Source organism: Paraneptunicella aestuarii, from assembly GCF_019900845.1.
Classification (GTDB): Bacteria; Pseudomonadota; Gammaproteobacteria; order Enterobacterales; family Alteromonadaceae; genus Paraneptunicella; species Paraneptunicella aestuarii.
In genome coordinates, this window is sequence record NZ_CP074570.1 from 3,615,743 (window position 1) to 3,633,242 (window position 17,500).

The following is a 17,500-nucleotide window of genomic DNA, read 5'->3' on the forward strand; positions in this document are numbered from 1 at the left end:
TAATATGAAGTACGTCATATCAGGAGCATTTCTAGCGGGGTTAATGCTTTCAGGCTGCGCCTCCACCGATGATTCAAAAACCGCGGCAACCGACAGTTCAAATCAGAAAAATGACAATATGGTTTGTGAATATATCCGTGTCACAGGTTCCAATTTGAAAAAGAAAATTTGCATGACTCGAGAAGAGAGAGAACGTCAAAGAGAGGCGGCTCGAAATGAGATGGAAGAGCTGGGCAAACGAATGGCTCTGGATACAGCGACTCGAAATTAAGCAAAAACAGAATTACCCTAAAGCCCAGTGTCGTTGGGCTTTTTATTCCCCCAAATTCAGCGGCTGCCCATCATCAGAAAGCAAACGCCGTTTCTGCAATTCATGAATTAAGGGCTGTAGTTCCATTTCATAATACTTCCATCGCGCAATGGCCGAGCGATATAAAGGCTCCCGCACCTGCCCCGAGCTAGCGGTACTAACGACACGTTTAGTGGTATTAAATTGATAACAATCATCATGCCATTGCAACCCTAAGAATTTCAGAACTCGCTCCGCTTCATTGCGCATATCATCAACTAATTGCTCATAGGACAGGTTAATAATGGAATTAGGTAACACTGAATTCCAATGCTTCATGATGTCACGATAATCAGCATAGAACTGGGCTAACTCTTGTTGGTCGTAACTAAATTCTTGTGGCCCGGAAAACAATTGCTTATAGCAACTAAAACAACTGTCGATAGGGTGTTTATATATATGCACAAAACGGGCATTGGGGAAAATCGTCGCCAGCATACCCACAAACATAAAATTGAAAGGCAACTTGTCGGTAAAGAAATGACTATCCTGGATCCAGGTTTGATTTTGCTGTAGATAAAATTCCTCAGCCTGAGGAACAAACGCTTTTATTTTACCTATTGCGTTAATCGCATTGGTATTTGCCCAAGCAGGAAGCTTGTCATAATACAACTCTAACGCCGTTTCCCTTTCCCCCCCCGCCACAATAGCTGGATGACTTGCTAATATTTGCTCAATTAAACTGGTTCCCGACCTCGGCATACCAATGATAAACACCGGGGTAACATTTCCTCCCTCATCAAACGACAAGTCAAAATCACCAGCAGTAAAGACCCGCTTCATTACTTGCACAAGTTCGTGTACTTGCTCACCAGAATAGTGAATCAAACTGCGTTTTAACTGATTCCCCTTCACTAACATTGCAAAAGACTCTGTGAATCGTTCTTGCTGTTCGTAAGCTTTGGCTAGTGCAAAATAGAGATAACTCTTATCCTGTACAGAAAACTCCTGCTGAACTAAAGCTTCCATCCTTGCCATGTCTTCATCTGAAAAACGATATTTCCCAATATTGGCAAGAGACCAATAAACAGGGCAATGATCAGCCCTAACAGCAAGACATCCAAGATAAGCTTCAATAGCGTTATCGGTTTCGCCAAGGTGCTCTAACAGTTCACCTTTAAGCATTAAGGCAGCAACATAATCAGGATATTTGTCGAGACAGCTCTGAACCGTCGTCAATGCCAGCGCTTGCTTCTCACCCTGTTTTTGCACTAATGCCAGGTTATACAAAGCAATGCCATAATTGGGATCCAGTTTTAGAGCCTGTACATAACATTCTTCTGCCAACGCCCAATCTTTCATTCCTCGATAAGCATTGCCCAAGTTAAGGTGTATACCGGGGTTCTGATTTTGTAGGAATAACGCTTTTTGCAAATGCTCAATTGCCGTCGGATATTGCTGAGTAGATATGTACAAATTGCCCAGATTGACTAAAGGATCCGGATATCCGGGTTCTAATGAGCTCGCTTTATGGTATTCCTTAATAGCATTGTCAATTCGCCCCAATTTTCGCAACACCATCCCCATAGAGTTACGGTATTTGGCATCTTTTGGTGCTACCTTTATCGCCTTTTGAATTTTTTGTAGAGCCTGATCAAATCGGCCCGCTTGATAATACATCAAACCAAAAAGGTGGTTGATTTCAGGGTGCCGATTATCAAGCTGCTGAACCTGGTTGAACATAGCCTCAGCCTCAGCAAAACGACCTCTTTTCTGATATTGAAGAGCCTGATTAACCCAGGACTGAATTTGGTGTGCGGACATAATGACTTACTTATTTTTTGCGTAGGGTTTGTCCCAGTCAGCCGAGTGCAATCTCTTTGCTCCCATAGCAAAGGAAGGCTGGCGCTTTTCTATGGTTGGAAAGTCAAAAGTACGATCAAAAAATAACGATGTCGTGGACGTGTGAGATTCACAAGGCTTGAAGCCGCTCATGTCAACCTGAAACAACCCATGCGCTTTCAGCAGCGCTGCGGTTTTATGATGCCAGTCAGCATTATCAAGAATGATAAAGCCCCCAGGAGCCAGCTTCTTTAAAGCTTGTTGCGCGCAATCGAAGCGATAGCCAGCACTGTCGACAACAATCACATCAAACAGCCCTTCAAATTCATGAATTGCGAAGGGGAAATCATCCCCTGTCACAAATTTTATTTGAGCGTTGCTTTGTAATTGTGGCTGCATTTTATCCAGCCAACCCTGATCATTTTCCAGGCTGTAAACAGACTGAGCTCTTTTCATCCAAAACAAGGTGGATGCCCCAGAACCAAATTCAAAAACACGTTTTTGGGAATAATCAAACTGATTAATGTATTCAATTGCTGGATAGGTATAGAGAGGTAGGGAATCACCCTCTTTATTTGCTGCTAATCCATTATCAGTTGCAGCAACAAAACCATAGGCATGACGAAAAATACTCATACATGCAGCAAGAAACACTTCCCCCTTAGACATATCAATAACATCTGGATGTCTTGCATATTCGTCTTCTTTACCTTTCTGAGGTTTGAGTGTTGCCCAAAACATATTCTTCTCTCTTTATTATTCTTCAATTAATAAAAGTTCTACGACTCAACAGGAACCACATCAAAAGCCACAGTCATCCTTTCCTTGGGTGAGTCATAAGGAATAGTCCCATGCCACATATAAGACGGAAATAATACCAGACATCCTTCTTTGGGTTTTACAACATGTTCTGGTTCCAGTTGAATTTGACTACTCATTTCTGGCTGACCAAATTTAATCCAGCCTTTTTGCTGATCCTCAATTTCATCTGGCAAACTGACATAATAAGCAGAGCTAATCCAACCTTTGTGGTGAAAATGGTTCTTATGAAAGCCATGATCCTGTAACCGCACTGACCAAGAACATGAAAATCGATGTGCCTTACCAACATGCTGCAATAGAGGATGAAAATTATCTCTCTGCAAACGAGCATTATATTCTTGTACTTTCTTTTCTATTTCAGCTTTGAGTAATTGCACACTCGGGATATCCATGTCAAACAAGTTGCCTTGAGTTTGAGTTCCTGAGCGTAAAGATTGGTCAATTGGTCTCTGTGCCTGTTGATGGTGCAAGACCATTAAATCAGACTTCAATTGCTGATTAAATTCACTAATAGATGAATAGCCCGGAGGAACATCAATCTGATGAGGCTGAACAAAATTATTGAAATCGTGTAATTCCGCTAGCCTGTCCCAATTTCCGCTTAAACGCAAAGCCGTACAAAGATAGGCAACAAGCCCCCTATCATCGGGAGAGGATTCAACTAACTTATCAAATACCTTTAATGCATCATCATAACGTTGTGCAGCCAGCAATGATGTACCATATTCCTTTTGCAATTCGATATCATGAGGGTATTGCCCAGCAGCATCCTCATGTATTTCCAAACCTTTTTGAACATCACCGTTTTCACGAAGCAAGTAACCATGAAGAGTGCTGATAGCACAGGAATTCAAGCCTTTATTTTGGGCATCCATAATCAATTCTAACGCCTTGGCATTTTCATCCGCCTTAACCAGGCTTACCGCATAGTTTGCTATAATATCGGTATTTTTTGGGCTTCTGAGCATGGCATCCTTGTAAACCCTTTCCCAGTCACCTCGTCCACTATTCCAATAAAGGCGGCTCCATCCGTCAAGCAGGCTGATATTTTCAGGCTGTAATTCCACGCCCTGCCGATACAAGTTATCTGATTCTTCAAACTGCCCTTTTAGCGCATATAAGCTCGCCAGTTGTTGATTCAATAAAGGATGCTCAGGTGCAATGGTTCTCACTGATAAAAGTAATTCTTCAGCAGCATCATAATCACCAATCGAACGAAGCATGTTTGAGTAGTTCTGTAAAACAAGTAAGTTGTTTGGCGATTTATTCAATAATGACTTAAATATTGAACCTGCCGCTTTATATTCTTGCTGATGAGTTAGGCACTGTGCCTTGGTAACCTGTGCATTGATACTGTCAGGATTAATTTTTAGTGCTTTTTCAACCTGAACTAACGCATCCCCAAATCTGCCTGCATATTTATATAAAAGAGCCAGGTTATAAAGAGGTGTAAATTCTCTTGGAAATTCCTTCGTTAATTCAAGAAACAACTTTTCGGATTCAGCAATCCCCCCTTTTTCCTTATATAAATTTGCCAATAAATTTCTTAATTCCGGGTTTTTAGGCTGTAGGGTTAGTGCTTCCTGCAAATACTTGTGAGCGGAATCCAGATTTCCTAATTTTCTCTCGCTTTGAGCTAGCAATTTCAGCACTGCCAACGACTGATTGAACTTAGGGATTTGGGCACCGTAACGTACGGCATCTTGAAAACGATTCTGCTGGAAAGCAGCGACAGCGGCTTGCCATAATTCCTGTGGATTACTCATAATAGGCAACTAGTCAGATATCTTTTTAAAGTGCAGTAATCTCGCAATAATCTGATTATCAGAATCCAACAGCACTTCATTTTTAATGGTTTTTAAATGAATAGAGCGAACAATATCAAATAAGTTAGCCAGAGACTCTTGATCTAACGCACTTTCAATACACAAATTAAGTCGCTTTCGATGCATCTCTAATGCATTTTCGATATCACTCACTTTAGCCAACATATCATCTAATTCAAAATCCTGATGATTCGACAACATATGACCCACAACGGAAATAACATTATGTGCGATATCCTTGCTATCGACTGACTGATATCCTTGCTCAACAATTTTCTTTGCCTTAATGAGCTCTTTATCTAGCTGAAGTAAAGCGTCTGACGGCTTAAAAGGTATATTTTTTCGTTCCAGGCACAAATGTTCAAGATATGCTTTCAGTACCGAGAAAAAACGGCTTTTATCCAATACTGAAATAAGATAATCATGGGCATTCTGAGCAGCGATGACGCTTAACCCCTCTTTATCATGCGCAACGATGACCAGCTCACCACTTTGTTTTAGCACCCGGGCAATTTCAGGAAGGGTAACTGAAGTATTGGTGTACTCAATACCGTATTGGCTGACGATCAAATAAAACGGCTGATCTGAAAATGGTAGCTGTTCAATGTTTGTCTCATCAACAAAGTTAACTTTTCCTAGCCATTCATCTCTTTCAACATACTCCTTGTTTATTGAGGCTCCATCAACAGCTGTAACCTCATGAGATAACTCGCTATCAATGGAAACCTGCACGGCCATTCTTGACACAGCACCATTGCCAACACAAACATCCAGCACCTTGGAATTGGGTGCTAATTTTGAAAAATACGGCTTCCAGACAGATTCCAGCTCTTCTCGGTATTCGCCATCATTAACCCGAACACACGCATGGCTATTCATCGTTTGCCAATAATGTGCCCAAGGTTCAAAAGACTTTTCCACTATCACTTACCAGCTTATTAAATATGTATTCAAGATAAGAAAACGCATCGATAAAAGAGGAGGTTATACCAAAACGTTTTCTTATCTCCTGCCATTCTCATTTTATTGCTTTTATGCCTACAAAAAAGCCAGCGTAATCGCTGGCTTTTTTACCAATAACAACAGTTCTATTAGAACTTAGCAGATGCTCTTACGTAGAAGTAACGGCCTGCAGTGTCATATGAATAGTTGATAGTATTCATATCTTGGCTGTTAGTTACATAAGGAGGATCTTCATCCGTCAAGTTACGAATACCAGCACTGAATGTATAGTTATCCAGGTAGTACGCAGCATTGATGTCGTGATACCAGATAGAATCAGCGATAATATCTAAATGCTCATCTGCGTTACCGTTGTAATCTTCAGTTTCAGACATGAAACGAGATTCCCAAGTTACAGAGTAGTCATCAGTGCGATATTTCAAACCAATGTTGTATTTCCATTCGTTGAATGTCGCCAAAGCGCCTTCCCACTGGTCAGTATCAAAGTAACCTGCGATGTCAATCTCTTCTGCACCGTCATAAGGGGTGTACTTGTACTCGTTCAGGTAAGTACCAGCAACAGTTGCTTCAACTTCACCACCCATCGCTTCCATTTTGTAAGAGAAATCGAAGTCAACACCAGAGGTTTTGAAGCTTGCCAAGTTAGCAAATGACAAAGTAACACCAGCTGGATTACCGATTACGTTACGACGAGGAGACGTTGGGTGAGGAGCATCACCAGAAGCACCTGGGCCACGAATCAATGCGCAAAGAGGGCTTGAGAAGTCAACACTTGCATAACATTGACCAATGATATTGTTCACACCTGCGGTACCGATACCGTTAGTGATTTCAATATCAAAGAAGTCCATTGCTGCAGAGAAACCAGAGTCGTGAGTATACACGAAACCAGCTGTGAAGCTTTCTGACTCTTCTGGCTCAAGATCAGGGTTACCACCACTGATTGCGCTTGCTTGGTTAGATGACAAGGAGAAGTCTGGGTCTAAGCCATCAGCAGCACAGTTAGCACGTACGGTTGCATTACTAGAAGCACCCCAGTTCACACAAGGATCTGTGTAAGCAGGGTTAGTATCTTGCTCTGGCAAGAACAACTCAGTGATACTAGGAGCACGGAAACCTTCCGCCCAAGTCGCACGAATCAACAAGTCTTCAACTGGAGTCCACTCTAAACCAAATTTAGAGTTAGTAGCAGCATCGTTCAAGAAGTCATAATCTGAACGACGTACCGCAGCAGTTAAAGTCAAACGCTCTGCGAAAGGCATACCTTCCAAAATAGGAACTACAACTTCCAAATACGCTTCTTCAACGTCATATTGACCTTCAGTACGGTTAGCAGCAACGCCGTAGATTTGACCAATTGTTGCCGCACCATCAGGCTGGCTCAAGTAGTCTTCCCAACGCTTTTCAATACCGAAAGCCCACTGGATAGGACCAGCAACTTCCAAGCTACCCATATCGCCTTGAATGTTAGCCATGAATTGCTTGGTAGTACCGCGACGTACAGGAGAGTGAGTTACTGTACCGTAGTCAATCATTTCTTGAGTCAAAGTACCAGCGATGAACGGGTTCCAAACTCCAGGACAATCTGAATCAGCAGCACACAAATCTGGGTCTAACAAGTTTTGGAAACGTACTTCGTTAGCTTGACCAAATACAACGCGAGTATCTACGAAACGAGAGTAGTTATAAGAAGCTTCCCAAGTCCAATCGTTAGGAAGAGTACCTTCAAAACCAACTACCATGCGATAGTCACTTGCGTCCTGAGTGAAGCGACGTCCACCAGTTTCAGCCAAACGACGAGCTACATAGGTATCAGTACCAACACCATTTGGATCGAAAACAGCAGTACCAGGGTTAGAAGCTGGAACTAATGGGAACCAGAAAGTACCAACTGGAGCCATCAACTGCTCAGATTGACGGTTAGCAACACCGAATTCAGAGAAAGCTTTCAAAGAATCACTGATTTCATAGTTGGCTGAACCATTCATGCTGAATACTTCTTGAGGAGTAACCATGTAGCTAGAAGCTGCATAGTTATAACCGTGAGTCGCATTAGAGAAAGGAACTACGCTGTCTGTCGCAGGATCATAAACTACGCCGCTGAAGCCGTAAGAAGCTGGGAACGCATGGCCTTGAGGAATAGTGCCAGAACCACCACAGTAAGGTGTTGTACCTGGACCATCATCAAACAAAGGACAATTTGAGAAGTCACGATCGCCTTGCCAGATTGAGTTACGGTTAGTGTATTCCAAAGAAAGAACTACATTACCTTTATCGCTTGAAGTACCAGTAGTGATAGAGAATTTGGTAGTTTCACCATCATCTTCATCAGTAATGTCATACTGAGCTGCAATTTCAACGCCTTCAAAATCACGCTTGGTGATGAAGTTGATAACCCCGGCAATTGCGTCAGAACCGTAAACAGTAGAAGCACCGTCACGTACGATTTCAACACGCTCAATGATAGAAACAGGGATTGCGTTCAAGTCACCAGAGTTCCAACGACGACCATTGATCAATACCAATGTACGGCCAGAACCCAAACCACGCAAAGATGCTGTAGCGAAACCAAGGTTACCGTTGTTTACTGTGCTACCTAATTTCGCACCGTTGATGGCAGGAACGTTTTGAACGAAATCTTCTAGAGTGTTCAAACCAGCAGCTTCGATGTCTGCTGCAGTAAATGTACTTACCGGGCTTGCAGTTTCAACGTCAGTACGTTTGATACGAGAACCAGTAATAGCGATTTTCTCGACGCCTTCTTCTTCGTCAGCTTCTTGCGCGGATACAGCACCGGCAGTCAAAACTGTTGCAGAAGCAGCACCAAATGCAAGAGCTAGTCTAACAGACTTAGCCAATCTTGAATTTAAATACATGTGTTGTCTCCCTGGACCACTAATTATTAATTTTTAGTGTTGTGTGATCACATACGACCGTGATCGAAATTTTTATTCTATAAGGCTAATAGCCCATGAAGGGTAGTGAGCCCCGCAGAGGATAATACACACAAGCGGGAACTCGGGTCAACATCAAACAATTGACTCTAAAAGCAAAGTTCCAATTAACAATTATTTAATAAATCATTAACCGTAAAACAAACCTTACAGGGCATATAACTATTAAACTGATGTAAGAGAAAACCCTAGAGCTTTCTTGACGTTAGCCGGTAATGGCGGCAATGCAGACTTGGCTAGAATAAAGGTCGCCATGTTAAAGAAATCTTTAAAAATACGGTTGGATTCTGTCGTTTTTTTCAAATAATCGTGTCCAGAAGATCCCCCTGTGCCTATTTTTGTTCCCAGCATTCGTTGCACCATCATTGCATGTTTATAACGCCAAATGGTTAATTTTTCATCAACCTCCGTTAAGCATTGTAAAAATTGACAAGGGAGATTGAAAATAGGCTCTTCTGAATATTGCTGAATAAACAACGCAGACATAACTGCTCTTTGTGACATCCGGAACTGACCGGATGCTTTGACTTCTTCATATTTAGCAGGATCCAACAAAGCGTCGAAAGATGCTGCTGTCATATCAAGATCTTTAAGTTCCTTCTCTCTTTCCGTTTCAGACATCATTTGATTGTTCAAAATAATATCTTTGTCATTACTCATCATGTCATTCGTTGCATCTCGATAGTGACGCCAAAAATCAAAGTTTTCAAACTCGAGAAATGGCATTCTCTCTAACCACTTCTCTACCAGTTCAAGTAAACTGTCTTGCGACTCCAGCTTCTCAAGAAACTCTCGATGCTCAGGTTTAAGACGCATGTAAAAAGACTGCTTATCAAACTCAATTCGATAGTTGGTTTTTAATCCAAGGCTGATTTCCAAAATCTTGAACTGAATACTCTGAAAACCTGAAGCAGGAACCAGATAATCTCTGAATTCTAAAAATTCTTGCGGGGTCATTGTTTCCATTACCCCGATTTGATCATTGAGCAAGTCTTGTATTGCCAGCACCCGTTTCAGACGATGCACAACCAATGTTAGCTGATCATCTTTAACTTCTTCTTGCGCAAAAATATCGATAACGGTGCTTAACTCATGCAGTATTTGCTTAAACCAGAGTTCATAGACCTGATGCACAATAACAAACAGCATCTCTTCATGAGCGGGTTTATCATTGTATTTACTGCTTTCCATTTCCTGAGCTGAAAGCAACTTGTCCAATTTAAGATATTCACCATAATAAACAGGTTGAGTATTTTTCTTCATAATGAATCCAATGATTTTTATTAGGATATAGTGTCCCGTATAGCTACACTTAGGTTATCAAAGTCTGGAGGCCGCATGAAATTAGATGATGATGTTCACAACTATTATGAACACCTGGTTTTGGAAAGAATTGGTCAGTTAGGTTTACAAGAAACAAAAGATGCTGATTATTTAGCCGACCTGTGCTGTATGGCACTGAATCAAGTTCCCCCCAAATACATTCGTTATGAGGTGGATATGGCCTTTTTCCTGAGTAGTGAGGAACGTATGAAAATGGAAAAAGAAGTCGCTGATGCTATTGATAATTCAGTTAAGGTACTGGACGAAAGGAAGTAATTGCAGAATTGGGTGGCGGTCCAACCAGCCACATCCCGGCACATGAGTCACTCGCTGCGGCTGCTCCCTTCCGGGCCTGACCGGGTTCACCAGCTATCATTGCGAGAGGACCGAAAGGACCACCATTGATAAGGCTTTAATTTAAAGTATTCGTAACTACTTCTCTAAAGCGGCGGGCATTATGCACAATGCCCGCGAGAGATGCAAACACCTTGTTTACAGAAAGGTTTACTTGTTGAATCTTTCTTCAGCGATCACGTTCGCGACCAAATTATTAGCTTGGTCTGTTTCATCGGCGCGAATATAAATTTCACGCAAGGTATCGCCGATAGATTCTAAATGCTTACGCAAATCATCAGGAGTACCATCCTGAGTTTGGTGATAAATATCAATAATACCGCCAGCATTAATCACATAATCTGGGGCATAGCAAATTCCTTTACTACGTAACACCGACCCCAAGGCTTCTCTTGCCAATTGGTTATTGGCAGCACCCGCAATCACTTTCGCTTTAATTTGAGGAATAGTGTTATCGTTTAGAATGGCACCAAGAGCACAAGGCGCAAATACATCGACATCCAAGCCATAAATATCATTCGGCTGCACCACTGTAGCACCAAGCTCTTCACGCGCTTTTTCTAATTGTTCAGGAAATATATCGGTAACATACAGCTCGGCTCCAGCATCACGTAAATGTTTCGCCAGACGATATCCCACATGGCCTAATCCTTGAATCGCAACTTTTACGCCATCCAAACTGCTATGAAGAGCATATTCAACGGTTGTCTTCAAACCGACAAACACACCATATGCAGTACCTGGTGCAGGATTACCATCGGCAGGGCTGCCATCATAAGTAAATTTAGCCTTGATACCCGACACATATTGAGTTCTTTCAGCAGTCGCGTGCAAATCACTCACCGCCACCCCAGAATCTTCGGCCGTAATGTAATCCCCACCCAAACGCTCGATGAAATCCCCCAATGCCAAAAACATATCTCGACTTTTCTGGGTTCTCGGGTCACCAATAATAACCGCCTTGCCACCACCTTGATTCAAATTAGCCATAGCAGCTTTGTATGTCATGCCTTTTGACAAGCGCAACACATCCGTTAACGCTTCGCCGCTGTTTGCATAAGGAAACATACGGCACCCCCCCAAAGAAGGGCCTAAATTCGTGTTATGAACAGCGATAATAGCCTTAAGGCCAGACTTCTCGTCATTACAAAAAACAACTTCTTTATGGTTATCAAATTCGTGGTGTTCAAATAACGACATAGTATGTAGAGATCCATTTGTTATATTTTTCAGGATTCTAACTCATTTGTGAGACAGCATTTATGCTCTGAGAGATGAAATAATCCTTTTTTATCACTATCAAGTGTAATCATTTTATTCCAACAACATCACGTCGAATCAGGCTTGTATAAATAATAACTTTTGCCAAAGTAATAAACCTCCTCCCATCCCCCACTATCAGCTCTGGGGCAAACCCAATATCCACGCAAGCCAAACTCACAATAACTCGCTCCTACGGTTCGAAATGAAAGCTAAAACGTTTAGGTCACAAGTGGAATATTCTTCAAGAAACAGCAAATTAAACAAATATGATTACAGCGTTTGAAAAAACAGGTAATTTATCTCATTCTAGAACGTCGCGATTCAGGTGGACATTTGTCCTGCATCCATCTTCAGACAAAATAACAACAATGAAATTAGATAAATTTGATAAAGAAATCCTGAGAGTGCTCCAAAAGGACGCAACCATTTCAATGGCAGAGCTCAGCCAGAAAGTAGGTTTATCTCATACACCCTGCTGGCGACGAGTAAAAAAACTTGAAAGTCAGGGTATTATCAAGCAAAAAGTCACCATTTTAGATCACAAGAAACTGAACCTTGGCGTCAGTGTGTTTATCTATGTTTCTATTAAAAATCACGACAGTGTTTCCTTAACCGCCTTTGAAAAAGCGGTTCAAGATATTCATGAAATAGTGGAATGCCACACCACTAGCGGCGACAAGGATTACTTGCTAAAAGTCATTGTAGAAAGTGTTGAAGAATACGAGAAGCTACTCAAGTCAAAACTGACACAACTTCCCTGTGTGGATCACATCAGCTCAACTTTTGCCCTGAAACAAGTCAAAAATACAACCGAGCTTCCTCTTTAAATCTTTTTATATTGAACTGACATGCATCCATGCATTTAGGTTAATCAGAAACGCCCTACTTACTCATCTGATTAACCTGCATCAGGCTGATTTTCGGGTTTCGCATCAATAAACGCTTGTAACTGATTACAATTGTCAACCACTCGCTGAATGGTAGGGTAATCAGCCAAATCAACACCAAAACGTGTCGCGTTATAGGCTTGGGGCACAAGGCAAACATCGGCCAGGGAAAGCTTATCACCAATACAGTATTTCCCAGATGATTTAACAAGCCGTTTTTCCAGAGCTTCAAACCCGGTACGAATCCAATGCTGTGCCCATTGCGTCTTTTTATCAGCTTCCATGTTCAAATTATCAGTCAGGTAATTCAGAATACGCAAATTCGCAATTGGCTGGATATCGCATCCCACATCGTAAGCAATAGTGCGAATTAACGCCCTACTCTTTTTATCACCATAAACCAATTGCTCAGTGTCAGGATATGCTTCGTCCAGATACTCAACTATCGCCATTGATTGATTTAACGTAAGCCCTTCGTTCTCATCAACTAAAGTAGGAACCAATCTGGCAGGGTTCATCTCCTGATATTGTTCAGAATGCTGCTCACCTCCATCTTTTACCAAATGTACGGGAACATAGTCATATTCGATGCCCTTTACATTTAATGCAATTCTGACTCGATAACTTGCAGATGAACGCCAATAACTAAATAACTTCATGAAAATAGCTCCGGGAAAGAAGGCTTGTGAAAAGAATCCAAATTGTGAAGTTGAGTGAGCAAAAGATCAAATAGAAGTGTTAAAGGTAATCATTCGAGCTTCGAACTTTGGGCGACACATAAGAAAAAAGCGAGACGCTCTCACGTCTCGCTTTTAAAAATGAACTCAATGTCGCTCAATTACTCAGAGATTACGCCACGGCGGATCTGATCCAGCTCGATAGACTCAAACAAGGCTTTGAAGTTACCTTCACCAAAACCCTCGTTGCCCTTACGCTGGATAATTTCAAAGAATACAGGGCCGATAACGGTATCAGTAAAGATTTGCAGCAAAATGCCATCTTTCTCTGGCGCACCGTCAATCAAGATACTGAGTTCTTTCAACAAATCAACGTTCTCACCATGCCCCTGTACACGGTCATTCACTTTCTCGTAGTAAGTATTCGGCGTTACCATGAACTTCATACCACGCTCACGCAAAGTACGTACTGTTTGATAGATATCATCGGTAGACAATGCAATGTGCTGAATGCCTTCGCCGTTGTACTCTCTCAAATATTCTTCGATCTGAGACTTATCATCAGAAGATTCATTGATTGGAATACGAATTTTGCCGCAAGGGCCAGTCATCGCTTTGCTTACCAAGCCCGTTAACTTACCTTCAATGTCGAAGTAACGGATTTCACGGAAGTTACCAATTTTCTCATAAAAATCAGCCCACACCTTCATGTTGCCACGCTGAACATTGTGGGTCAGGTGATCCAGCGTATGTAATCCAGCATCAGCCGCTTGCAATCTTTCTTTCCAATCAGGATAGAAGTTGAAGTCGATATCATAAATCGTGCTATCACCGTAACGATCAACAAAGTACAACGTGCTTTCACCAATTCCGTAAATAGCAGGAATATTTAACTCCATTGCGCCAAGGTTGCCTACGAACTGCTTACCGCCATTTTGCAGAGCGTGTTTCAAAGCCGCATTAGCATCTTTAACACGGAAAGCCATGCCACAAACACTTGGGCCATGAACTTTAGCAAACTCTTCAGCTTGTGAAGATGGTTGAGCATTTACGATGAAATTTACATCCCCCTGCTTGTACAACCAGACTTCTTTAGAGCGGTGTTTAGCTACTTCAGCAAAACCTAAAGAAACGAACAAATCCTTCAGTTTTTGGATACCTTCTGCATCAGCAGCAGTATATTCAACAAATTCAAATCCATCTGTACCTAAAGGGTTATAGGCTTGATCATTACTCATCTGTACAATCTCTTAATCAGGTTATAAGCCGTTTGTATTGTCAGTTGCCAGCTTCACTTCAATTCACATCAAATGAAGCATAAATCGAGAACTGAACAGGAATTAAACAAACAGCATTGAGTTATAGTTTGCACCGAATCATAGCGACAAAATCCATGAGGAAGTAGATAGCAGAGGTGAATTAGCCCCCTGCTAACAGGGCATAAATACGTACAATATAATTTACAAATTAAACACCCCCGAAAAACAGCCATAATCGCCAGTCATTCGGGGAAAATCTGTAAAGATTATAGAACAGTGCGTAACTAAACTTTTACAGTCTTACGGTTAATACCGTACTCTCTAAGTTTATTAGCAATTGCGGTATGACTTAGTCCAAGCTTTTTGGCTAATTGGCGAGTGCTCGGATATGAAGGATACATGCGGCGTAGCAAATCACGTTCAAAGCGTTTAACTTCGTGCTCTAACGTACCTTCAAAGTCTTCTGAAATATAGTTAATAGTGCCGGCACAAGAAGGTAGTTGAATATGCTCTTTACTCAGCTCTTTACCATCCAGTAAGGACACCGCTCGATAAAGCGCATTCTCTAACTGACGAATATTGCCCGGCCACGGGTAATTGGTTAAAAAATCAACACAGGATTTATTCAATTTCGGAGGTCTACGTCCTAACTTGGCTGAATGCTGCTTAATGATCACTTCTGCCAGAGGAATAATGTCTTGTTTACGTTCTCTTAAAGCTGGCAAGACCAAACTCAATACATTCAAACGGTAATAGAGATCTTCTCTAAATTCTCCATCTGCCACCATTTGCCCCAGATCTTTTTGAGTAGCGCAAATAACCCGAACGTCAGTTTCGACTTCCTTTTCATCGCCAATACGACGGAAGCTTCCATCCTGCAACACTCGCAATAGTTTGGATTGCAGATGTGGCGACATGTCCCCGACTTCGTCCAGAAACAGGGTTCCACCTTTAGCTTGCTCAAATAATCCAGATTTGGTTTCCTGACCACCAAACGCCCCAGGACCATAACCAAACAATTCAGTTTCAGCGACGTTATCAGGAATGGCTGCGCAATTAAGTGCCAGGAATGGCGCTTCATCACGTCGACTGGCGTGATGACACGCTTTTGCGATCAGCTCTTTACCCGTGCCAGTTTCACCAAAGATCAGAATAGGCGCATCCAGTTCCGACATTTTTTTCGCTTCACGGATAACTCGCTTCATGCTGGTACTGTTAGCTTGAATATGGGTAAACCCATCTTCCTGGCTTTGATGAAACACATGTAGCTGCTGACCGAGGCGGTACTCAGATTTAAGCATGATGACAGCTCCAGCCAAGACCTGACTCTCACTGGATTCAGCCACCAAAATAGGTAGCATGTCTGCGACATAATCCTGCTCAACAAACTTCACTCTATGGGTTTCCATCGCAATTTTCTTGCTTCCCAACCACTTGTTGAAGTTGAAGCCTTTAACTATGTCACCTATTTCCTTATCGCGCAGTTCTTCATCTTCTTGTTCCAGGCTGGAAGACGCAGCTTCATTCACCAGCAAAACCTTGCCTTTAGTATCTACTGAAAAAACCGGATCTGGCAGTATTTCAAGTAACGCTCGAAGCTGCTTTTTCTCGCGTTCAATGGGCATAAAGGGAATGGTTTTAACATCATCAACACCGCTTAGTTTGCGAATTTCAGGCATTAAATGCTGAAATTCCTCAAATTCGATATTGGGAAAATTAAGATAAATCTTTCCTGAGCGATCAACTTCAATGCCGCGTAAATCAATGTTGTGTCTAACCAGAATGTCTAGTACGTCTTGGGCGATCCCCAATCTGTCCTGGCAGCTTATTTCCAGTCTCATTTGGATTCCTGAACATCAGAGAATGTAAACTATTTGGTACAATTTACCGCAGAATTTATCCTGAGCAAAGAAAAAACTCTCTCGAAAGATAAAATCAGCAAACGGGAGCAATATAAAACTTAGCAGTACCGAAACTTAAGGAATGATAATTTATATTTAATATTCAAATAGATAAAATGATAAGAGAGTAAATTAACGTTGAATAATGTAACAAATCGGAGCAGTGAAGACGGGAACGTTGCCCAGTTTGAAGCTAAACCTCAAACTGGACATCACACATACAACAAAGGCTAACTTGCCTTCTTGATTTTTGGCGGGAAAAGCGGCTCGAACAGCCCTAATTTACGAGCTTCCTGAACTTTTGCAATCAAGTCCATTTCAGACAATTCATACAAGTCATCCATTTTTTCAAGAACATAATAAATGGGCTGCATAATATCGATACGATAAGGTGTACGCATAACATCGACGACGTTCATCGCATGACGCTTCACATTTTCATGTTCCAACGCTGCAATAGTTTCACCTGGAGATGACAAAATACCTCCGCCATAAATGCGTAAGCCATCTTCATGTTTCAATAACCCAAACTCAACCGTGAACCAGTACAAACGCGCCAAAGACACACGCTCTTCTTTAGAGGCTGAGAAACCCAATCGTCCATAAGTATGAGTGAAATGAGCGAATGCTGGATTAGTCAACAACGGACAATGACCAAAAATTTCATGGAAAATATCGGGTTCCTGCAAGTAATCAAACTCTTCTTTGGTACGAATGAAAGTCGCAACCGGAAACTGTTTGTTAGACAACAAACGGAAAAACTCATCAAAATTGATTAGAGCTGGAACCTGAGCTACTTGCCATCCGGTGGTATCTCCCAACACCTCATTAACCTGAGACAATTGAGGAACACGGTCATGGGGCAGATCCAATAAGTTCAGACCATGCATGAACTCGTCACATGCACGTCCAGGAATAATATCCAGTTGGCGAGCAACTAATTGCTGCCATGTATCGTTTTCATCAGCAGGCCAATCAATAAAACCTTCAGCATTGGGCTGTCTAGAGATATATTTTGTACCTTTAGCCATTATTGTTACCCCTCATATTCTTGTCACAATCCCACTTTTTACACCCATGATGCATAGCCAACTTTACGCTAAAAGGTGTCTGGGGAATCGTTGAATCTTATGCAACTCA

Annotated in this window: 14 protein-coding genes and 1 other RNA gene; 3 read left to right on the plus strand and 12 right to left on the minus strand. The window is 41.8% G+C overall.

All coding sequences use genetic code 11. The annotated features are described in order from the left end of the window. The first annotated feature begins 4 nt into the window (after positions 1-4). Positions 5-271 (plus strand): hypothetical protein, encoded by a 267-nt coding sequence (locus KIH87_RS13760; protein WP_232358439.1) that lies wholly within the window; start codon positions 5-7, stop codon positions 269-271. Between the two features lie 42 nt (positions 272-313). Here the strand turns inward: KIH87_RS13760 and KIH87_RS13765 are convergent, their stop codons facing one another. The 6 genes from KIH87_RS13765 to KIH87_RS13790 form a co-directional block, all read right to left on the minus strand. Continuing rightward, positions 314-2,113 carry a tetratricopeptide repeat-containing sulfotransferase family protein gene (locus tag KIH87_RS13765; protein ID WP_232358440.1) on the minus strand — a complete coding sequence of 600 codons (1,800 nt, stop codon included), beginning with the start codon at positions 2,111-2,113 and terminating at the stop codon, positions 314-316. Positions 2,114-2,119: 6 nt separating this feature from the next. Continuing rightward, a complete protein-coding gene (locus KIH87_RS13770; protein ID WP_232358441.1) occupies positions 2,120-2,872 on the minus strand; it encodes an O-methyltransferase in 753 nt (250 codons plus the stop codon). A gap of 38 nt (positions 2,873-2,910) precedes the next feature. Continuing rightward, positions 2,911-4,719, minus strand: a complete 1,809-nt coding sequence (locus tag KIH87_RS13775) for a tetratricopeptide repeat protein (RefSeq protein WP_232358442.1) — start codon at positions 4,717-4,719, stop codon at positions 2,911-2,913. A 9-nt stretch (positions 4,720-4,728) separates the two neighbouring features. Then, the gene (locus tag KIH87_RS13780) at positions 4,729-5,700 is read right to left on the minus strand and encodes a class I SAM-dependent methyltransferase (protein WP_232358443.1); all 972 of its coding nucleotides are present in this window, start codon (positions 5,698-5,700) and stop codon (positions 4,729-4,731) included. 170 nt (positions 5,701-5,870) lie between these two features. Then, a complete protein-coding gene (locus tag KIH87_RS13785; protein ID WP_232358444.1) occupies positions 5,871-8,618 on the minus strand; it encodes a TonB-dependent receptor in 2,748 nt (915 codons plus the stop codon). A 243-nt stretch (positions 8,619-8,861) separates the two neighbouring features. Then, positions 8,862-9,959, minus strand: coding sequence for a tryptophan 2,3-dioxygenase family protein (locus tag KIH87_RS13790; protein WP_232358445.1), 1,098 nt, complete (start codon positions 9,957-9,959; stop codon positions 8,862-8,864). Positions 9,960-10,034: 75 nt separating this feature from the next. Here KIH87_RS13790 and KIH87_RS13795 point away from each other — a divergent pair, with 75 nt between their 5' ends. Then, a complete protein-coding gene (locus KIH87_RS13795) occupies positions 10,035-10,295 on the plus strand; it encodes a late competence development ComFB family protein (RefSeq protein WP_232358446.1) in 261 nt (86 codons plus the stop codon). Between the two features lie 19 nt (positions 10,296-10,314). Here the strand turns inward: KIH87_RS13795 and ffs are convergent. Both ffs and KIH87_RS13805 read right to left on the minus strand, forming a co-directional pair. Next, an RNA gene (gene ffs, locus KIH87_RS13800) (signal recognition particle sRNA small type) lies at positions 10,315-10,411 on the minus strand. A 112-nt stretch (positions 10,412-10,523) separates the two neighbouring features. Beyond that, positions 10,524-11,573 carry a Leu/Phe/Val dehydrogenase gene (locus KIH87_RS13805; protein WP_232358447.1) on the minus strand — a complete coding sequence of 350 codons (1,050 nt, stop codon included), beginning with the start codon at positions 11,571-11,573 and terminating at the stop codon, positions 10,524-10,526. 431 nt (positions 11,574-12,004) lie between these two features. Between KIH87_RS13805 and KIH87_RS13810 the strand changes: the two genes are divergently transcribed. Then, a complete protein-coding gene (locus KIH87_RS13810; RefSeq protein WP_232361489.1) occupies positions 12,005-12,463 on the plus strand; it encodes an Lrp/AsnC family transcriptional regulator in 459 nt (152 codons plus the stop codon). Between the two features lie 71 nt (positions 12,464-12,534). Here the strand turns inward: KIH87_RS13810 and maiA are convergent, their stop codons facing one another. From maiA to phhA, 4 genes are all read right to left on the minus strand, one after another. Beyond that, entirely contained in the window at positions 12,535-13,188 is a 654-nt protein-coding gene (gene maiA, locus KIH87_RS13815; protein ID WP_232361490.1) for a maleylacetoacetate isomerase, read from the minus strand. A 173-nt stretch (positions 13,189-13,361) separates the two neighbouring features. Next, positions 13,362-14,438: a 4-hydroxyphenylpyruvate dioxygenase gene (gene hppD / locus KIH87_RS13820; RefSeq protein ID WP_232358448.1), complete on the minus strand. Its 1,077-nt coding sequence runs from the start codon at positions 14,436-14,438 to the stop codon at positions 13,362-13,364. A gap of 305 nt (positions 14,439-14,743) precedes the next feature. Continuing rightward, positions 14,744-16,300, minus strand: coding sequence for a transcriptional regulator TyrR (tyrR, locus tag KIH87_RS13825; RefSeq protein ID WP_232358449.1), 1,557 nt, complete (start codon positions 16,298-16,300; stop codon positions 14,744-14,746). 290 nt (positions 16,301-16,590) lie between these two features. Then, entirely contained in the window at positions 16,591-17,391 is an 801-nt protein-coding gene (gene phhA, locus KIH87_RS13830; RefSeq protein WP_232358450.1) for a phenylalanine 4-monooxygenase, read from the minus strand. Between the last annotated feature and the right edge of the window lie 109 nt (positions 17,392-17,500).